The organism is Paenibacillus sp. P5_B5 (assembly GCF_056400365.1).
The window spans coordinates 13,331-32,791 of record NZ_JBFULK010000016.1 but is presented as its reverse complement, the minus strand read 5'-3'; the positions used below and the strand labels follow the sequence as shown (position 1 = coordinate 32,791).

General features: G+C 38.6%; 17 protein-coding genes and 1 other annotated feature. Of the genes, 11 read left to right on the top strand and 6 right to left on the bottom strand.

Annotation, left to right across the window (positions count from 1 at the left end):
* Positions 1-38: 38 nt before the first annotated feature.
* On the bottom strand, positions 39-473 hold the full coding sequence (locus AC1DOK_RS19310) for a hypothetical protein (RefSeq protein WP_477555954.1): 435 nt from the start codon (positions 471-473) through the stop codon (positions 39-41).
* Positions 474-855: 382 nt separating this feature from the next.
* Between AC1DOK_RS19310 and AC1DOK_RS19305 the strand changes: the two genes are divergently transcribed.
* From AC1DOK_RS19305 to AC1DOK_RS19295, 3 genes are all read left to right on the top strand, one after another.
* Entirely contained in the window at positions 856-1,056 is a 201-nt protein-coding gene (locus AC1DOK_RS19305; protein ID WP_477555953.1) for a cold-shock protein, read from the top strand.
* A gap of 266 nt (positions 1,057-1,322) precedes the next feature.
* The gene (locus AC1DOK_RS19300; protein WP_477555952.1) at positions 1,323-1,559 is read left to right on the top strand and encodes a DUF6953 family protein; all 237 of its coding nucleotides are present in this window, start codon (positions 1,323-1,325) and stop codon (positions 1,557-1,559) included.
* Between the two features lie 123 nt (positions 1,560-1,682).
* Positions 1,683-2,741 carry a nucleoid-associated protein gene (locus AC1DOK_RS19295; RefSeq protein ID WP_477555951.1) on the top strand — a complete coding sequence of 353 codons (1,059 nt, stop codon included), beginning with the start codon at positions 1,683-1,685 and terminating at the stop codon, positions 2,739-2,741.
* Positions 2,742-2,802: 61 nt separating this feature from the next.
* Here the strand turns inward: AC1DOK_RS19295 and AC1DOK_RS19290 are convergent, their stop codons facing one another.
* From AC1DOK_RS19290 to AC1DOK_RS19280, 3 genes are all read right to left on the bottom strand, one after another.
* A complete protein-coding gene (locus tag AC1DOK_RS19290; protein WP_477555950.1) occupies positions 2,803-5,022 on the bottom strand; it encodes a UvrD-helicase domain-containing protein in 2,220 nt (739 codons plus the stop codon).
* Between the two features lie 111 nt (positions 5,023-5,133).
* Complete coding sequence (locus AC1DOK_RS19285; RefSeq protein WP_477555949.1) at positions 5,134-5,829, bottom strand: M50 family metallopeptidase; 696 nt, start codon at positions 5,827-5,829, stop codon at positions 5,134-5,136.
* 159 nt (positions 5,830-5,988) lie between these two features.
* A complete protein-coding gene (locus tag AC1DOK_RS19280; RefSeq protein ID WP_477555948.1) occupies positions 5,989-7,194 on the bottom strand; it encodes an acyltransferase in 1,206 nt (401 codons plus the stop codon).
* Positions 7,195-7,402: 208 nt separating this feature from the next.
* Positions 7,403-7,668, top strand: a binding site (T-box leader).
* A 5-nt stretch (positions 7,669-7,673) separates the two neighbouring features.
* Between AC1DOK_RS19280 and metG the strand changes: the two genes are divergently transcribed.
* The 3 genes from metG (at position 7,674) to AC1DOK_RS19265 (ending at position 12,047) form a co-directional block, all read left to right on the top strand.
* The gene (gene metG / locus AC1DOK_RS19275) at positions 7,674-9,365 is read left to right on the top strand and encodes a methionine--tRNA ligase (protein WP_477555947.1); all 1,692 of its coding nucleotides are present in this window, start codon (positions 7,674-7,676) and stop codon (positions 9,363-9,365) included.
* 60 nt (positions 9,366-9,425) lie between these two features.
* Positions 9,426-10,010 (top strand): DUF5317 domain-containing protein, encoded by a 585-nt coding sequence (locus AC1DOK_RS19270; protein WP_477555946.1) that lies wholly within the window; start codon positions 9,426-9,428, stop codon positions 10,008-10,010.
* A 207-nt stretch (positions 10,011-10,217) separates the two neighbouring features.
* Positions 10,218-12,047: a bifunctional diguanylate cyclase/phosphohydrolase gene (locus tag AC1DOK_RS19265; protein WP_477555945.1), complete on the top strand. Its 1,830-nt coding sequence runs from the start codon at positions 10,218-10,220 to the stop codon at positions 12,045-12,047.
* Between the two features lie 120 nt (positions 12,048-12,167).
* On the opposite strand, the gene AC1DOK_RS19260 is transcribed toward AC1DOK_RS19265, so the two are convergent.
* Entirely contained in the window at positions 12,168-13,391 is a 1,224-nt protein-coding gene (locus AC1DOK_RS19260) for a CynX/NimT family MFS transporter (protein ID WP_477555944.1), read from the bottom strand.
* Positions 13,392-13,570: 179 nt separating this feature from the next.
* Between AC1DOK_RS19260 and AC1DOK_RS19255 the strand changes: the two genes are divergently transcribed.
* The 3 genes from AC1DOK_RS19255 to AC1DOK_RS19245 are packed head-to-tail and all read left to right on the top strand — an operon-like array spanning position 13,571 to position 16,140.
* Positions 13,571-14,515 (top strand): helix-turn-helix transcriptional regulator, encoded by a 945-nt coding sequence (locus AC1DOK_RS19255; protein WP_477555943.1) that lies wholly within the window; start codon positions 13,571-13,573, stop codon positions 14,513-14,515.
* 2 nt (positions 14,516-14,517) lie between these two features.
* Positions 14,518-15,195 carry an AlkZ-related protein gene (locus tag AC1DOK_RS19250; protein ID WP_477555942.1) on the top strand — a complete coding sequence of 226 codons (678 nt, stop codon included), beginning with the start codon at positions 14,518-14,520 and terminating at the stop codon, positions 15,193-15,195.
* Positions 15,196-15,249: 54 nt separating this feature from the next.
* A complete protein-coding gene (locus AC1DOK_RS19245) occupies positions 15,250-16,140 on the top strand; it encodes a hypothetical protein (RefSeq protein WP_477555941.1) in 891 nt (296 codons plus the stop codon).
* Between the two features lie 54 nt (positions 16,141-16,194).
* Here AC1DOK_RS19245 and AC1DOK_RS19240 read toward each other — a convergent pair whose 3' ends face one another.
* Positions 16,195-17,076, bottom strand: coding sequence for a cation diffusion facilitator family transporter (locus tag AC1DOK_RS19240; protein WP_477555940.1), 882 nt, complete (start codon positions 17,074-17,076; stop codon positions 16,195-16,197).
* Between the two features lie 258 nt (positions 17,077-17,334).
* Here AC1DOK_RS19240 and AC1DOK_RS19235 point away from each other — a divergent pair, with 258 nt between their 5' ends.
* On the top strand, positions 17,335-17,730 hold the full coding sequence (locus AC1DOK_RS19235) for a hypothetical protein (RefSeq protein ID WP_477555939.1): 396 nt from the start codon (positions 17,335-17,337) through the stop codon (positions 17,728-17,730).
* 197 nt (positions 17,731-17,927) lie between these two features.
* A complete protein-coding gene (locus AC1DOK_RS19230) occupies positions 17,928-19,385 on the top strand; it encodes an ABC transporter substrate-binding protein (protein WP_477555938.1) in 1,458 nt (485 codons plus the stop codon).
* Positions 19,386-19,461: the final 76 nt, after the last annotated feature.

The window sequence follows — 19,461 nt, the reverse complement described above, 5'->3', positions numbered from 1 at the left end:
GTGGAGGTGGTTTTGTGATATTACGGATGTGTTACTTCTTATGAATAGTTCTTGCCGTACACACTATGGGTAATAATTGCTGTTAGCTCAGATTTCTGCGCTTCATATACCTCGGGGGAGATGCTTCCACTTGCAAGCCGCAAGTCAAGCTGTTCGGTTAATTCAGCCGTTTGTAGGTTGATGACTTGCTTAATATCCATCTGGTTATCGATTGCGATGTCAGCTAATGACTTGCCTTCAAACAAGGCATCATAAATGTCTTCATCTGAAGTGACTCCGAGAACTTCAATTAGGTCCTCTTTAGCTGAAGTATGATACAAAGATAAATTACTTTCTTCACTTTTGTTATACGTATCTGATTTATCCATTGGGCTCATAAGAGAACTTGTACTAGTTTCGTCGTTCCACATCACAGAACTGATGGTGATAGCAATTGCTATTGTGCTGGCCATTAAGATTTGTTTCGGGCTCATAAGTAGATCCTCATTTCAAATTATATTTATGTAATGTAATTACAAATTAAGTCGTACCCAATACTGTTTTTTACGAAATAAATTGAAGTAGGTTCCAGTTAGTTATAAGGTTAATTTTAGAGGACTAGCCTTAAAATAAGCTTAAAAGTAATATAAAATAGGGTAAAGAAATGAAAAGGAATTATTTGTATATTAAATAACGAGTCCTAATTGCTTGCATATCTATATTAGCCGTGATATAATGAAATCAAATGTAGCAAAGAAACCTGAACTTATGTGTTGGAAAGGTTATCATTTGTTCAATGATTGCTTTTCCAATGTGTGAGTTTTATTGATTTACAATAAAAAGTCCATGTTAAATTTATTTTTGGAGGTTTTACAAATGGAAACAGGTACAGTTAAATGGTTTAACGCAGAAAAAGGTTTTGGTTTTATCGAAGTTGAAGGTGGAAACGATGTATTCGTACACTTCTCCGCAATCACTGGTGAAGGCTTCAAATCTTTGGACGAAGGCCAACGCGTTGAGTTCAACGTAGTACAAGGCAACCGCGGTCCTCAAGCTGAGAACGTTGTTAAATTGTAATTAGCCTAAACTGCCTTTAACTTAGTTAAAGGCAGTTTTTTTATGTCTAATAACATCAAGAGAACCGCCGAGTTCTAACCAAATAGGTTAGGACTCGGCGGTTTTTTGCTTGTTAGGGTGTGAATCTTGTCTGACTTCAGACTCTGATTTAACTGGCTAATTAAGGTTAATATAATATTTAGCTGATCGGATGTTCAACTATTCCTTTCTTGTTGTAAAATGAACTGTAGTCACAAAAATATATTACCACATCAGGAGTGATTTGAATGACGGTTTCAGCAAATGAGGTTGCTGAGTGGATGTTAAATCAATTGAAGTCTGCAGGTATTCTCTATCAAAGTGAAGCAGTGGAATACATACGCAACCATTTTGGTGAACAATTTCTTTATGTGAATGAGAATGGCAATCAATCGATCGGCAAGGATGTCAAAAAGCTATTCAAGAAAATGCATGGTGGAAAGGCAGCCTGGGAGAGAGATGGTTTCTTCTGGGGCTGGAGTTAGAGTTTTACAGGAATATCAGCCATATTCGCTCAGCCTAGACAACTCCATAAATCTCCGTTTCTTCTTGCTTACTTTTCAAGTAAAATAGAGGGACTTGATTATATAGAAAGTAGGCATACATTCATGATTGATTTATCGGGTGTTCGGATTCGAGATATGGTTATTCATAAGGTAGGGAGTAAAGCGAGGGATGAAGGCATTATTGTCTCTAAAGATTCATGTGAAATAGATAATGATGATATTCATCAAGTACTCTTGAAGTATTTTCTCTCGACGTTTAAATTTGAAACGTTCTATAAATTTCATCATGAAGCAGATCTTGCTTTAAATGAAATATATACGTATTCAAGTACGATTTTTAAAGACAGCGATACATTTCATGAACAATCTGCTCATATACTCAGGCATCTGTATGAGCAATCAAGTCACCCCAAAATTAAAGGTGGGGAGCTGTATATTGTTCATTTTAGTGATATCGTATATAACAATTTCAGTATAGATGCGATTGGAATTTTTAAGTCGGAGAATAAAGATATATACTTGCAAGTCGATGAGCTGTCGGCTACGGAGTTCAGTGTTCGATCGGAACAGGGGATTAATATTAAGAAGCTGGATAAAGGCTGTATGATTTTCAATTATAATGCGAATACAGGCTATGCTCTAAATATTGTGGACTTGGTCAAGAAAGGCAATGAAGAAGCAGCGTATTGGAAAGATGATTTCCTGAAGGTTAAGTTGCTTGAAGATGAAAATTATTTAACCGATCAGTATGTACGGATGTGCTCTAACTTCTATGACGATGTAATCGCGCCATCAACGGAGCAGTCCGATAAGAAAGAAAAGCTGATGTTTATTAATGAGACGATTCAATATTTTGCTCGAAATGAACAATTTGTTGCGGATGATTTTACAGAGAAAGTCATTCAACAGCCGGAGCAGATTCAGATTTTTAAAGCCTATAAGGAATCTTATGAGGAAATGAATGAACTCCCCATCGTGTCAGAGTTTCCAATCTCACACACAGCGCTGAGAAAGGTGAAGCGTGAATTCAAGAATGATATTCAGCTCGATACGGATATTGAAATCAAAGTGAAGAATGAGAGCTTTGAATATTTGGAGAGAGGTTACGACGAAGAGAAGAGAATGCATTACTATAAGGTGTATTTTAATAATGAAGCTTAAGCTTTGTAATACAAAACGCAGTCATCTTTTGGATGGCTGCGTTTTTAGATTGGTTTCAAACTTACTTAGGTATCATTTTATTTCCTTGGCTCATCTGTGCTTTGCATAATGGGCATTCCTTGGACTTCAATTGAGCTTCTTTACTACTGCTGATTCTTGCCCATGCGTTGCAAGTAGGGCTTGTACAGATCCAGGCTGATACGGACTCAGTGGGCTTACTAGGTTTATCTTCTTTAAACACGGAAGAGATGAATCTTGAGATATCTACTTTGCTTCCGCGGTAATACATGGGTGAACTGATCGTTAGCTCTTCCTGAGCGCGGGTAATCGCCACATAGGCTAGACGACGTTCCTCTTCAATCGCTGCAATGCTACGACGGGTGTCCTTCTGTTTGCCTTTAACCTGACTCATCCGGTCAGCTTCTATAGCAGAACTATGAGGTAAACTACCGTCAGATGCACCTAACAGGAACACGCTCGGAAATTCTAATCCCTTGGATTTATGAATGGTCATTAAGGCAATGCGATTTCCTTGTTCATCTTGCCTGTTTCGAACCTTCGAGTGACTTTTCTCTGTAACATCATCAATAAACACAAGAAAATCAGGAATGGAATTAAATCTCTTAGCGGATGATTCTAATTCATCTAGCGTTTCTTTCATCATTTCCTTATGTTCTGTTAGTTGACTCCGTTCGTTTGCCTCAATGAATGCATCGTAGAAGCTTATACGAATATGCTTGATCGCATCAAGAGGCTTCATAGCTACTAAGCTTCGAATGAGCTCAATTCGATCCTTGATTTTACCTATTTGGAAATCCTTCATCTCGGGATAGGACAACAGATGAATGAGTGGACCTTTTTTCGCTTGTTTGGCTTCTTGGCGACGAATATACGCCATTCCTTTGTCACGGTTAATATATAAGGCGGGTAATACACTCTCCATGGCTTCGAAATCTCGGCGATTCAGGGATAATCGCAAATGATCAATGACTGGCCTTACTAACCAGTGTTCATATAACATTTTGCCATCACCGTAATCAATGTAAGGTATATCCTGCAAAACAAGCTGCTCTAGAATAGCTCGATTGTGGCTTGTCGTTCGATATAGAATAGCATAATCGCCATATTGCCTTAGCCCTTGTTGAACTTCATCTAGGATATGCTTCAAAATACATTCTGCTTCGTGGTCCCCGTTACTTGGTCGCATATATTGTGGAGTATTCATGCTTTGTTTGGTTGCTTGCAATGTCTTGGGACGCCGTTTCAAATTGTGACGAATGACTTCGTTGCCAAGCCCTACGATACTCGTTGTGGAACGGTAGTTAATATCGAGAGTGATCGTTCTAGCTTGCGGATAAACTTTATCAAAATCTAATATAAACTCACTACGAGCGCCATTAAATGAATAGATTGTTTGGTCGTCATCACCGACTACCATCAAATTACTGTGTGGTTTGACGATCATTTGGATCAGTTCATATTGGAGGTAGTTCGTATCTTGGAATTCATCGTTCATTACATATTCAAATCGATTCTGTACCGATTGAAGTAAGGATGGATCCTGTTTGAGCAATCGGTATGCAAGTAGTAGTACATCATCAAAGTCGATCTTGCTGTTGGCAGTCTTCCACTGCTCATAAGCAGTAAATATTTGTTTAAGCTCCTTGTCTTCGCTTGTTCGCTCGGGTAAGTCTTCAACAGCTATTAAATTCATCTTATACGATGACAGTAGAGTAAGTAGATTCTCAGGTTGGTACGAGTCTTGTAAACCCATATTTCGCATAATGAGCTTGAGTATAAGATGTTGTTTAAGTGTTTCGCCCAAAATCTCTTGATCTATACCTTGTCTTCGGATGAACTGCAAGAAAAGCGAATGAAAGGTTCGAGCTTGAATTTTAGGTGCAATTCGCTCCTCGATACCAGGCAGTCTAGCAATTCGCTCTCTCATCTCGCTAGCAGCTTTGCTGGAGAAAGTGACAAGTAATATCTGATTAGGATCTACATTTCGAACAGATATAAGATAGCCTGTCCTACATACTAAGACTGAAGTTTTACCTGATCCTGCACCAGCTAATGTTAGTAAAGGACCTTTGTGATGCCTAACAGCTTGTATTTGAGGTTCATTTAGTTCAATGCCGTACCTCTCTAATTGACGGAAATAAGCTGCATCCTTGTCACTCGTTGTAACGAGTTCTTTACTCGTTTTCGTCGTAGAAACGACTGCGTGCGGGATCGGCTTTCCTGATGTTCCTATAGGTGTTTGATTAAATGTCTGTGTCATATTGGCTGATTTATTCATCTGCACATTATAACATGATTACTTATGGGGGAATCAAGGGAGGATACATTCACTGATACGGCGAAATGAAGTGAGAGAAGAGGAGGCATGCACTTAATTACCAACTCTTCTAGGATTTACTGGTTCATGTTTAGCATTCAAGAAGAGGCTTATTGATTTACTTGCACACAAGACTGCAAAGGCTGTGAATAGGAGCGACCATATAATAGCTGGAATAAAGGTTGCTTGACTTAAATTAGCTGCATCACCTGCTTGGGATGGCGATGTAATAGATTTGAATATGAGATACATTGGGCTAATAACCGATTCAACTAAGCAGATAAAAGCAATTAGTAAGTAATAAAAATCCCGTACCCACTTCCAAGGTAACAGATAGGCTCCCACATTCAGAGCAATAAACCCGATGCACCAAGCAACTCCGAACGTATTTCGAACGAAGAAAATAACGCAGAGGACTGTTACAATCGTTAATAGAATAAGGCCTGTTTGCTGCATATTGCGGTTATAGAGGTAGAAAAGAATAACTGTGAATATTGCCGAAATCATATAACCAGCTAATGAAATCGGGATGTACTGCCATGACTCTGCTACATATGAATAGGTGACTCCACTATGATTCGAGAATAGGTGGATGAATTGAACTTTACCTGAGAGTAATAAGGTTATTAATGCATGACCGAATTCGTGAATTAAGGTATCTACATTGCGAAAAAAAGATGAGAACGGTATCAAATGAGTTAGTATAGTCGTACCAAGCAGAATTGCAATTGTTTTCCACCATTTGTTCATATTCATTCTCCTTTTGGTTTTCTGATGATAATATACCATAATAAAATTTGGTAATCGAACACTACCCCTTAAATGTATTGGTCGTCTAGTCCGATACTGATTCGGATTAGACGACCATTGTAGTTAATATCGAATTTACTAGACTTGTATCCTGTCATTTTACATTTGTTTAATCTTTTGTCCGGAAGAAATAGTAGGCTGGATTTCGATATAAGGGCTTTTCTTAGGTGCCGAACCAAAGATTACCCATGCATGCTTCATATATTTCATAGCTAGTCCAACAATTCCCCATGAAACTAGAAGTGTTACGATAAACCCGCCAGCTACATATAGACTATAGCTAATCGGACTATTGCTTGAAGGAAGCTTGAAATAATAGAAAATAATACCGGCATGAATGATATAGACCCCAAAAGAGACAATACCTAGATGGATAAGTAAATTTGTCAAACGTACATGTAGCTTACGGTATAGGAAGCTTGATACTTGAAGTAGTACAAGCGGTACAGTCATTGTCTGTATGAACCATACAAGCTCATAGGATAAAGCATTATATTCTATTCCATTCGATCTAGTTGAATACCATAAATATACGTCTGCTAAACTTGCTACAATCCAGATCATCCAAATCAAAGCTAGAACAATTCCTTTACGGCTAAGTAACGTTTTTTTGGTTAGAATGATCCATTCTTTGATGGTGTTATAGTAAATACCAAAGTACGCTCCCAGGAAATAATAAGCAATATAACTAATGGCTAATTGCCCCTTGTCTGCATAGTGCAAACTGAATTGATTATAGAGGATAAACCCTAATTGCAATACGATTCCGATCCAGATGAGATGCTTTGTAATCTGGGGCTTACGCTGGAAAATCCAAAGTAATAGCGGGAATATAATATAGAATTGCATACTAATAAATACAAAATATAAGTGATAGAAAGCTTTACCCATGAAGAGTAAGCTTAGAAAGTTAGTAAATGAAGCGTACTGAGCGAATTGTGTCCAAGATTCCCCATAGGAATAATACATCTGAATCATATAATAAACAGTTGAGCAAATAGCATACGGAATAACGATATATAGTAGTCTTCTTTTATAGAAATTACTCATTAGCTTGCGACTAATAGGTCGATCATAATAGCTATAGAATAATACAAAAGCACTTAAGAAAATAAATGTAGAAGTCCCAAACTTATTAAAAATATTCGCAAAGTTGGCGACAGAAAACATCAATGAGGATTTATCTCCAAGATCACCGACTGGATTGGAAGAGACATGTACTAGAATAACCGCTATAATCGCTAATGCACGGACAATATAAATGTAATTGATCTGCTCCTTCTGTTGTATAGATTGTTGACCCAAAACAATATCACTCTCCTCATACTTTTTTAGTTCAGTCTAAACGAACTAGCTTAAAGTAACCTTAAATCTTAAAATAAGCAGGGCTATTTTTGATAATTGCAAAAAGGACAGTATAACACGTTGAAAATAATTTCTCTGTTAGACAATTCAAGTAATTAGTTATTGCTTTATTTATGACAGTGAGTATAATAGGATATTAATGGAATATACGATAGCGTTGAAGAGAAAGAGTAGTTAGATCGATTCTTACACAGAGAGCCCCTGTTCGCTGAAAGGGGGTTAAGAGAAATCTGATGAACATGGTCTCTGAGCTGCACATTGAAACCTCATAAGGGAGTAGGTTGTGCCGGGAACTTGCACCCGTTAACGTGCTAGGGTATAAACACCGATAGGTGTCGTACCTGATAAGGTCTGTGCTGTAAGGCATTGATGAAGTTTGGGTGGTAACACGTGAGATAGACTCTCGTCCCTTTATTGGGATGGGAGTTTTTTTGCGTTATTTAGCCAAAGAAACGGAGGATAAACAAATGACTATTTTCATTGGTGGTGCATGGCCTTATGCTAATGGTTCTTTACATTTAGGTCATGTTTCTAGCTTGCTCCCTGGTGACATTATAGCTAGGCATTATCGACAACAAGGTGAACAGGTATTGTATGTATCCGGAAGTGATTGTCATGGGACGCCAATTGCCATTCGAGCGAATCAAGAAGGCGTATCTCCAGGGGAAATCGCAGAAAAGTATCATCGTGAGTTTGAGGATTGTTTTCAAAAGTTAGGCTTCACTTATGATTTGTACACGCGAACTGATGATTCGTTCCATCATCAAGTCGTGCAAGAATTGTTTCTTACATTGCTGGATAAAGGGCATATTTACATGAAATCTGTAGAACAGGTTTTCTGTACCACTTGTGTTCAGTTTCTACCTGATCGTTATGTTGAAGGTACTTGTCCACATTGTGGTCAGGTTGCTCGCGGTGACCAATGCGATTACTGTTCAAGCTTGTTAGATCCAGTGAATCTCATTGAGGCTAAGTGTAAGCTGTGTGGGTCGAGTCCAGAGTTAAGGTATTCGGATCATTATTATTTAGCCTTATCTCAATTCCAACAGCAATTAGAGCAATATGTTCAGAATAGTGCATCACTCTGGAGGGAGAATGCAGTACACCTTTCCGAACGTTATCTTCAGGAAGGATTACATGATCGAGCTGCAACGAGGGATTTACCTTGGGGCGTTGATGTTCCGCTTGAGGATTGTTCAGGCAAGAAGATTTATGTATGGATAGAAGCGATAAGTGGGTATTTGTCAGCGAGTAAACAATGGGCTGAAATCAATAAGAAAGAGTGGGAACCGTTCTGGTCCGAAGATAGCAAAGCCTACTATGTACATGGTAAGGATAATATTCCGTTCCATTCGTTAATTTTGCCAGCCTTACTGCTAGGTGCGGGGAACTTGCATTTACCAGATTATATTGTGTCTAACGAATATTTAACGCTTGAAGGAAAGAAAATTTCCACAAGTCGTAACTGGGCAGTCTGGCTTCCTTATATACTTGAACATTATCATCCTGATTCGATTCGCTACTTTCTAACGATCAATGCGCCAGAGAAGAGAGATGCTGATTTTTCTTGGCGAGAATTTATCCATAGTCATAATGGGGAATTACTAGGGGCCTTCGGTAATTTTGTTAATCGGAATCTCGCGTTTATTCATAAATCCTTTGATGATATAGTTCCTGAGGGCAGTATGGATCAGGAAATAAAGGTTGCACTGGTTAATTTGTATGGAACTACAGGTACATTAATTGAACAAGGGAAATTGAAGGAAGCAATAGAAAGCATTTTTTCCTTCATCCGTAGTGGAAACAAATATGTGGATGATCGTAAACCTTGGGCACAGTTAAAAACTGATCGTAATGGATGTGCTAATACGCTGCATACATGTGTGCAAATTATTGCTAACTTAGCAAACTTACTCGAACCGTTCCTTCCTTTTAGTTGTGATAAGATTCGCGAATTTTTATCTTTACCAGAGCCGGCATGGACTTATGTTGAGGTTTCAAGTTACCTACAACTGAAGCCAATTGAACCTTTATATGAACGAATTGATCCACTTCGAATTCAAGAAGAGTACAGTAAACTCGGTTTATCTAAATTAAAAATAGATAAATAGAAGGAATTATGAAGATTATGACGAATTAGAGTGTAAAATATCAGATGATGGAGAGAGTGCATGGTTTACGACGGGATAGTAATCTCAATTATAGTTGGTTTAATTCGTGGCGGTAGTTTTAGGAGTTTTGCTGATCTTCGTCTAAAGAATGGTTGGATTTTTCCAGTACTCCTTCTTGTTCAGATATTCATCTTCAGTTTTCAATCGAGGCTTCCTTGGGTCGAATCCATTAGTGAATATGTCTTTTTAGGTGTTTATGTGATTGGATTGTATTTTCTGTGGGTAAATCGACATCATGCAGGCTTCATTACAATTATGATTGGCGTATTATTGAATTTTATTGTTATGGCTGTTAATGGCGGGAGAATGCCTGTATCACTTGAGGCTGCTACCATACTTGACCCATACTTTGCGCAGATCATTCAAGAAGGCGTATATGCTAAGCATCAGTTGTTAACAGATACAACATGGTTTGGATTTCTAGGCGATATCATACCGATCACCAAGCCCTACCCACGGGATCAGGTCATTAGTATTGGCGATGTTATAATGAACGTAGGCATATTTATTTTTATTCTAAATTTAATGATGTCTTGGAAAAAAGAACAATTAGTCGTATCTAAATTAACTGAGGAGACTGAATAATAGAATACTCTGAGGAGGAGGTGAGAAAATTGGTATTTAACAGCACAAAGGTTAAACGTGTTTTGTTTAATTTAGCAATTGTAGCTTCTGTGGTTATCTCGTTAACTTCAGGATACAGATTTGGCTAATAATTGCATCTATATGTAGAGAAAGAAGTGAGTTTTTGCACTTCTTTCTTTTTATCTCTCTAAGAAAGGTAGAATTCTGATGAGCCGTGTTAACAAGATGAAGTCATATTTCGTTTCACCAACTACTCTCTACTTAACGGGAGTATCCTTAGCAGGTATTCTTATCTTTATCTTGAATACTAGAGTCCCATCGACAAGCCCTTCAGAGTGGGTACTTATCTATTCACTAACTGGTTCTGTATTACTATTGAATCAAGTTTTATTCCGATTGCCTCCTCAAGGAAATTCACAATCTATGGATTCGTCAATCTACTTGGCTTGTATGTTCATGTTTGGCTTGGAGTTATCGCTAAATGTCCTATTTATTAGTGCAATTATATACTCGATTTACACTCGATCTATTGTTTGGTGGAAGCATCTTGTGAATTTTTCCTCCTATAGCATAATGATCGCATGTGCTTATTTTGTGTTTGTACAGACTGGCGGTAAGGTCGGACCTATTAATGCTGATACTATTTACTCCTATATTTTAGCGATGACTACCTATTTTATTATTAATGTATTGTTTTTTGGGATGTTTTATTTGCTAACAATTAAAGGTGGTTTGTTCCAATTATTTAAGGGGATAGTGAAGGAAACAATTGCAGCCTATATAAGTACATTATTATTTTCCTTGATGCTAGTCATCATGTTCGAAGAGCATCTTTACTTTGGATTGTTCTTATTCTTGTTCGTTGCGGTATTATTATCGATTTCATTTAAACAATTATTTCAGTTATACCAGAATGCTTCTGATAAAGCGACACGAGATCAGCGAACAGGTTTGTATAATCATGGGTACTTTGAAGAGCTGCTCGAGAAAGAATTGAATAAAGCGAAGTCAACCCGTCAACCATTATGTCTGGTAATTTTGGATCTGGATAGCTTTAAGAAATATAATGATACCTTTGGACATTTAAAAGGGGATAAGCTGCTTGAGTTTTTTGGGGGATTACTCAAACAAGAGTGTGAACCACACGATTATATAGTAGCCAGACACGGAGGAGATGAATTTACGATTTTAATGCCAGGTAAACTGGAGAAAGAAGCATTTTCGATTATTAATTCCATGAGAAAAAGAATAAATGATTCTTATTTTGATGGAGTTGAAATTTTACCACATGGATGCCTGACGTTCTCAGCAGGAATTGTTGAATATACCGATGGTATTTATGATAAGTCACAGCTGCTTGATAAAGCCGATCATGCGATGTATCATGCGAAGGCCCAAGGTAAAAATCTGGTACATATTTATAATGAACAGTCTCTTCTGCAGAAAACAATCGATATTGAACAAGATATTCAAGAGATCGAACAGCAGCTTAAGATCTTCTTGTCCAAAGATATTTATACGTTCCAACATAGTAAACGAGTGTTTAGTTATGCAATCGATGTGTGTGATTATATTGATTTAACTGATACGGAGAAGAAGGTATTAATTCTAGGTGCACTATTCCATGATATTGGTAAGCTAGAGGTACCTAAGCATACTTTACAGAAAAAAGAAAAGCTTACAGCTGAAGAATGGGATATTGTGAAGAAGCATGTAGAATGGGGCAAAGATATTGTATCTGCAAACGGTAAATACAATGAGCTCCTTCCGCTTATTGAACTGCATCATGAACGTGTGGACGGCAAAGGATATCCGCATGGTCTAGTAGGAGAGGAAATTCCCAAGCTCGCGCGCATATTATGTGTGATCGATTCCTTCGACGCAATGACTACAGAAAGACCCTACCAAACAACGAAAACATTCGATCAAGCGATAGTGGAACTAAGACGCTGTGCGGGACAACAGTTTGATCCTGTGTATGTTGAGCTCTTCATACAAATGATTACAACAAAGTATGAGTTCAAGCTTGAATCCTGAATTCAGCTGGAACAACTGAATAATAAGGTTACCAAATTTCCGATCTACTTTACTGTAGTTCGGATTTTTTTCTGTTTGGATCTTACAAACATTATATTGGGAGGGATTATTGTTGTGTTATCATCTCATTGTAATTTTAGTCCCTCTTCCTGCACCTAATCCAGCTACAAGGAGCGACACCATTGCAATAATAACCATGAGGATTGGAGTAGTCCAGCTATTCGTCATTTCATGCAGCAAGCCGAAGAGAATAGGACCAATTGCCGCGAGTAGGTAGCCAATGGATTGTGCCATGCCTGATAGGGCTGCGGCTTGTCCCGCATTAGTAGTACGAAGCCCGAAGAACGTTAATGCGAGACTTATAAGAGCTCCTTGTCCAAGACCAATTAACATAATCCATAGTGCAGCTAATACATTAGTGCTATCGAACAATAATCCGATATAACCGATCAAGCTAATAATGGCAAAGATGGCGACGAGTCCACGTTGACTAGGTCGTTTCGTTGCGAGTACAGGTACGATAAAGGTAGCCGGAAGACTAACAAACTGCATAAGGGAGAGCATCCAGCCTGCATTTACTATACTCATACCTCTGTCGTGAAGAATTTCAGGCAACCAGGCGATTGTTATGTAGAACGCTAACGATTGCAGTCCCATGAATAATGTCACTTGCCATGCGAGTTTGGAACGCCATAGATTACTAGTGGGGACAGCTTTATTCGCCTGAATATTACTCGAATGTTGATGAGAACGAAGCTGAGGTAACCAAACTAATATCCCGGCCACAGCTAGAAGTGCCCAGCACATAAGGGAACCTCGCCAACTGAACCCTAAATTTTGTATAAGTGGTATGCTAAGACCAGATGCGAGTGAAGCACAAATCCCCATGGAAACAGAGTAGGCACCTGTCATAAGGCCAATCTTATTCGGGAAATCACGTTTAATAAGACTTGGTAGCAAGACATTAGCTATGGCGATCGTAACTCCAATTAAGGCAGTTCCAGTAAATAACAACAAAATAGAAGAAGTTATTGAACGTATGAAGATACCAGTAGCGAGAAAGATTAAACTAGCAAATAAGGTCGCTTCCATTCCAAATCGACGTGCTATCTTTGGTGCTAGTGGTGAAATGATCGCAAAAGCGATTAATGGGAGGGTGGTTAGAAGGCCAGTAAAGACGCTTGATAGGCCTGTATCTTCTCCAATGATTCCAACTAAAGGACCAATGGAAGTAATAGCTGAACGAAGATTTGCAGCAATAAGTACAATTCCCAGCACGAGCAGAAAGCTTCGTGTTTGAGTCTGAGTCTGTGGAAGTGTGGCAGTAGTGTTGGTTGTTTTCATGTATACCATCTCTCTTAATAAATTGTTGGAAGTAGCACTAGAACAGAATGATTGTCATTGGTAAACTATATTAAGCGTTACTTATTGAAAAGTAAAATATTTTTTGATCAAGTTAATTAGTGACATATAAGATGTCACTAATTAACTACTATAATGAAATATGTAGGGGGATAAGGACTTTGAAACGTACAGATAGATTGATGGCGATCCTGATTGCTCTTCAGCAGCGCCGTGAAACAGCGCAGTCATTATCTGAGAAGTTAGAGGTTTCTAAAAGAACGATTCTTCGTGATATGCAGTCATTATCCGAGATGGGAGTTCCTCTCTATGCGATGACAGGTCCTGCGGGCGGCTTTCAATTAATGGATGGTTATCAGCTCCCTCCTCTACAGCTTAATACACTGGAAGCCATGACTGTCTTATTCGGGTTGCAGGCGATAATACAGCTGCAGGATTCCCCCTTTAATCAAGAACGCTTTACGGTGATGGATAAACTTACAAGTATTCTTCCCGCAGAGACTTTGAGCCAGATTGAACAGATGCTGAGTAAGCTAACCATGCAAGTGCCCAGACGTAATTATAAGACCCCACATCTGTCAGCGTTACTAGAAATAACCTCTGAATCCAAATGGGTTAACGTATATTATCGCTCAGAGAAACATGTAAGGTGGTTACAACTCCAACCCTTAAAAGTATATACTGCACATGGTTTTTGGTATTGCGAGGCTTATTCGGTAACGCATCAAGAAGAGCGGTTATTCCGTGTGGACCGTATGGATATATTGGAATTAATCGATCAACCAGAATCTGCTCGTAAAATAAATGTATTAGATAGAGATGATTCTGCAATCCCTATTCAGGCAAGACTGAATTATAAAGCTATGCTTAGAGTGGAACAGGATGAACATATTGGAGAGCTAATTGAGGCGATATCCGATGATGTTTGGGAAGTGAAATTCAATTGTCGTGCAGAGGATTATGAATGGGCTGTAGAACTATTCTTTGGACTTGGGATGAATGTAGAAGTGTTAGAACCTGCTTCCCTTCGTCATGAACTGTATCAACGGGCGCAGCAATTATCTAGTAGATATCAAGATTATGAATTACCGAAAGGAGAGTTATGATTATGATGATTCATACATATGAAGAAGCAGTTCAGTTAGTTGGTAAAATGGGAGTTCTTCCTCTATCATCCCTTATTCCAAATTATCCATCACTAGAGAGTGTGACAACGAAGGAAAGCTGGCATAGTGGGGCTGAGTCAGATCCTTGGACATGGCGAACTCGGTTTCCAGCAGATGGCGTTGCAGGTTATGGGAAGTTTATAAAGAAGAAATCTATCCTCATTTCACATGAATTATTCCCTTACGCAAAGGCCATATTGGGAAGTACAAGCTCGCTTCAAGAACGCTATAAGGCGGGGCTAGTTTCCAAAGAAGCTCTTCATTTATTTGCGCTTATTCAAGCTGATGAAGGAATTGATACCCGAGCGTTACGTGCAGAAGCGGGAATGAAGGCTGTTGAACAGAAGAAGCCTTTTGACCAAGCATTAGTGGAACTGCAAGGTTCAATGGATATTGTGATTTCGGGAATTAAAGAACGGACGAATTCACTTGGTGAGCAGAATGGTTGGAACAGCACTTCTTTTGAAACAACGGATCATTGGATGACTAGTAATGGATTGGATTTAACTCCTATACGGATTCAGGATGCTAAGCAGAAACTTCACGATCAACTAGCTGAACATGCAAGTAGTGAGGCGATGGCTTTTTTTAGAAAAATATTTCAATTACAAGGGAACTGATAGGAGAACATGCAAGGCTATGAGGTTATTCGTTAAATAAAAGGAGCGCTTCTCATGAAATTATCCTCTGAGGTACTAGAACGTGCTAGACAATTTATTTATCAGAATGCAAGGCTGCTTGACCGCAAAAGATTTGAGTATTTTTTTGAAAATGGTACGCAAGAGGCAGTTCTATCTGTACTTAGAGGCTACCAGAATGAGGATGGCGGATTTGGTAATGCATTAGAACCAGACATTCGTTGTCCTAATAGTCAGCCGGTTACAACGCAAGTTGCTTTAACGATTATGGAGGGTCTACAAGCATTTGATCCCACTATAATGGAAGGGATCGTACGTTATTTAAAGCAAATAACGATAACGGACACAGGGGGATTTCCACAGGCTTTACGTAGTTTGAATGATTATCCGCATGCGCCATGGTGGACAACGGAACAGGATGGGGCCGCTTCGATGAATCCGACAGGTATAATTCTAGGGTTACTATATAAACAAAAGGCTATATCTAACTTTTATCAAGAAGATTGGTTTAAGCAGTCTGAGCAGTTTGTTTGGGAGCACTTAGATCAGATTAATGCTTCGGATTATCATGATGTGATTCAAGGTATTACATTCCTGGAGAATGCACCTGATCGTGTACAAAGTAAGGACTACTTATCCCAGATAAATGTGTGGTTAAGTGGCCCTGAACTTATAGAGCGTAACCCGAAGGCAGAAGGCTATGTGCACAAAGTTCTGGACTGGGCTCCTTCAATGGATAGTTACAGTGCAAAGTTTATTTCGGAGGTAGATTTCGAACTTCACTTGCATGATCTCGTACTTGGGCAACATGAAGATGGCGGCTGGACAATCAGTTGGCCTACAGTTAGTCCCATGTGTGAATTAGAGTGGCGAGGTTATATAACGGTAGAACGGCTGAATACACTCCGATCATTCGGCTGGTTATAGATACACAATATAGAACGACTTAGTCTCTGTTAGAGGCTAAGTCGTTTTTCGCTCTTATTTGGCATTTAACGTTAGAACTCTCTCGTGTTCTGGCTCAAGATGAATAAATACATGTGCACGGATTAGCACCTGTTGGATATTTTTCTCTATTCGATCACATAGGTCATGGGCTGTTGAGATATTAGTAGTTGAGGGAACGACAAGATGGAAATCAATATACTCCTCAGGACCAGATCTTCTTGTTCTGAATGCGTGATATTCAAGATACTCTTGCTTGTAGGATTCAATAATCTCACGTACTTGCTTTTCCTCTTCCTTGTCTAACCGAGTATCGAGTAAAGGGAGAAATGATTCCTTACCAAGTGAATAAGCTTCTTTCATGATATAGATGGCAATCGCAATACCAATCAAGGGGTCGAGTATGTGGAAATTAGTTATGCTGACTAAGATTAAGCTGACCGCAACACCAAGTGATGAATAAACGTCAGTCAATAGATGCAGCGCGTTGGAACGCATGGCGACGGAGTTCATTTGTTCCCCTGCACGCTTAACAATTCTTCCTACAACTAGATTGGCTCCTGCACCGAATAGCATTACAGCTACACCAAGCATTGGTAGACGGATGGTCTCAGGATGCAGTAGCTTATCAACAGATTCGTAAATAATCCATATACCGGCTACAAAAATCAGTAAAGTTTCAATAGTTCCAGCGACATTCTCGAATTTGCCGTGGCCATAGGGGTGGTCCTTATCTGGTGGTTTGGATGAAATTCTTACAGAAAAGTATGTAATAATAGATGCCATCAAATCGAGTGAAGAGTGAATGGCTTCGGAGATTACAGCTACTGAACCTGTCAGAACACCGACAATTAGTTTAAGCGAGACAACAACAAAGTTGCTCACGATCGATAGACCTGCTATTTTGGTAGGCTTCAAGGCAATCAATCCTTTTCATTAAGTCTAAGATGAATTTATCTATAACCATCTTATCGTATGGAGTTTGTGTGGGTCTAGAGAAACAGTTTTAGTTCATTTTCAAAAAAGTTGCCCGGGTTCAAAAAGTTGATTGGATGAAAAACCTTGCAGTTCTCAATAATTAAGTTAAACAGCAATTTAACCCAAGCATCTATTTGGTGTATGCATAAGCTGATCTATAATCTCATTTTGGTTGATAGGCTCATGGAGGTGATAGATATGGCTGAGAGTCAGCTTGTTATGGAGAGAACTGCTAGGCAATGGGTAGGTCAACTGGTTTGTGTAGCTCATAAGGATGGTAGCTATTATGTTGGCAAAGTAATGGAAGTGAAAAAAGGTGAATTAGTGCTAGCTGGCGTCAAAGGGGATCGTAGAATAAAGGGGAGAAAAAAATTGAAGGGTCATGCCAATGTCTCTGGATTATTAGGTAATCTTATTGGAGGCTTTGGAATGATTCGACCTTTGTTAGGCGGAGCCGGCTTGTTTAGAGGTGGAGGTGGAAAAGCAACAAGAAGTAGCGGAGGCGGACTCGGTTCTGTGGGCAAAATATGGTCTAACATTCGAATTGGATTTAGAATGGTGAAATTTATATGGCCTTTATTTAGCAAACTTTAAAATATAGATTTCTGGATAAGAAGCTCTTTCCCAAGGTTAAGACCCAGGAAGGGTTTCTTTTGTATTAATGAAAGTATGACTAAAAATTAGGTCACTAGACTTTAAGTTGCTAGACTTTAGGCTAGTAGACAAATGTCAAAATAGAAGTTAAAATATTTATAATATTGAATAATATTACATAAAAGTGAGGTTTGGAGATGAAATCTAGAATAAAAATGTCTTCTGTAATAGTCATAATACTCATGATGATAGTTACTAGTGGATGTAGCTTACTTGGAGATAATAGTAAACAGGTTTTGGAGAAGTTTGATGAAAAGAAGATTTCAACCATTAAAGTCATGTACTATGATGAACAGATGTTTATGATGAATTACGGAAATTTATTCGCGGCCAGATATCCCAATGTTGATATTGAAGTTGTAACTACAAGGAGTATGTATCAAGAAGGACAGGAACAAGACCCTGAGAAGAGGTATCAAAAATTTATAGAGGAACACAATCCAGATATACTTCTTCTCCCTGTAAATGAACTCTCGAAGTTAGCAGGAGAACAATTACTTTACGATCTTGAACCTGTCATTGCGCAAGATAAATTCGATATAGAAAACATTCATCCGAAGATAATTGAATATTTGAAAATGAAAGGTGGCGGTAAATTGTATGGCTTGTCACCTAATTTTGAGAATCAAGCACTATTCATTAATAGAGATTTATTTGAGAAGCATGGTGTTCAGCTTACAGATGAACCCATGACTTGGGAGTCTCTCTTTAGTTACGCTCAGCGTTTTCCAAAGGAGGGAGACGAGAAAACAAGGATTTATGGTTATGCGAATGCAGAATACAAGTCAGATCCATATAGCATTATTGCGATGGTTGGTCTAGCAAGTGGGCTTGTTATGGATAATGAAGGCAAAGCGGCATTGAATACCCCAGGCTGGAAAAATATTTTTGATATGGTAACGAAAGCGATCAAAGATGGTGGACTAGAGAAAGGAAGTAAGCCAGATTATTCGAATGCACCTATGATGCAAGAGGATTGGCTAATGCGTAATAAATTCGTCGCAGGTAGAGCTGCAATGACGATGGATACCTCCTATGTAATAGAAAATCTACGCCAAATGGCCGACGTAAAGAAGGATAAAAAATTTAATTGGGAGATTATCAATGCTCCACGCGATGCAGATGCAACTCAGAGAACAAACTTTACTCTGAATGAAGTTTTCGCAATCAATGCAAAGTCTACTAATCAAAGAGCAGCGTGGGAGCTTGTTAAATATATGAACAGTGATGAAATAGCGAGAGTACGTTCTAAGTCTTCTTTAGGTGATCTATGGTCTCGCCCAGCTTATATGAAGCTCAAGGATGGAACATCACTCGAACCATTCTATCAATTATCTTATAATAGCAATGAAACATCTGATACTAATAATAATGGGATGCTTCAGTACGTGATCCGCGATGATGCTAATAAAGAAATTGAAGAATTACTGAATGATAAGAAAACACTTGATCAAGTGCTTGAAGTGATAAATACAAAAGCACAGGAGCAGTTAGATCAATTGAAAAAGCAAAGAGAGAGTAAGGAAGCAGAAGTGAAAACTGAAGAAAAAACAGAAACTGAAACAAAAACAGAAACTGAAACGGGAAAAAAATAGTATCATTTAAGGGGTTTAAGCTGTTACTAGCTTAAACCCCTTAAAATAGTTAATAGATAGCTTCCTCTATTTAATG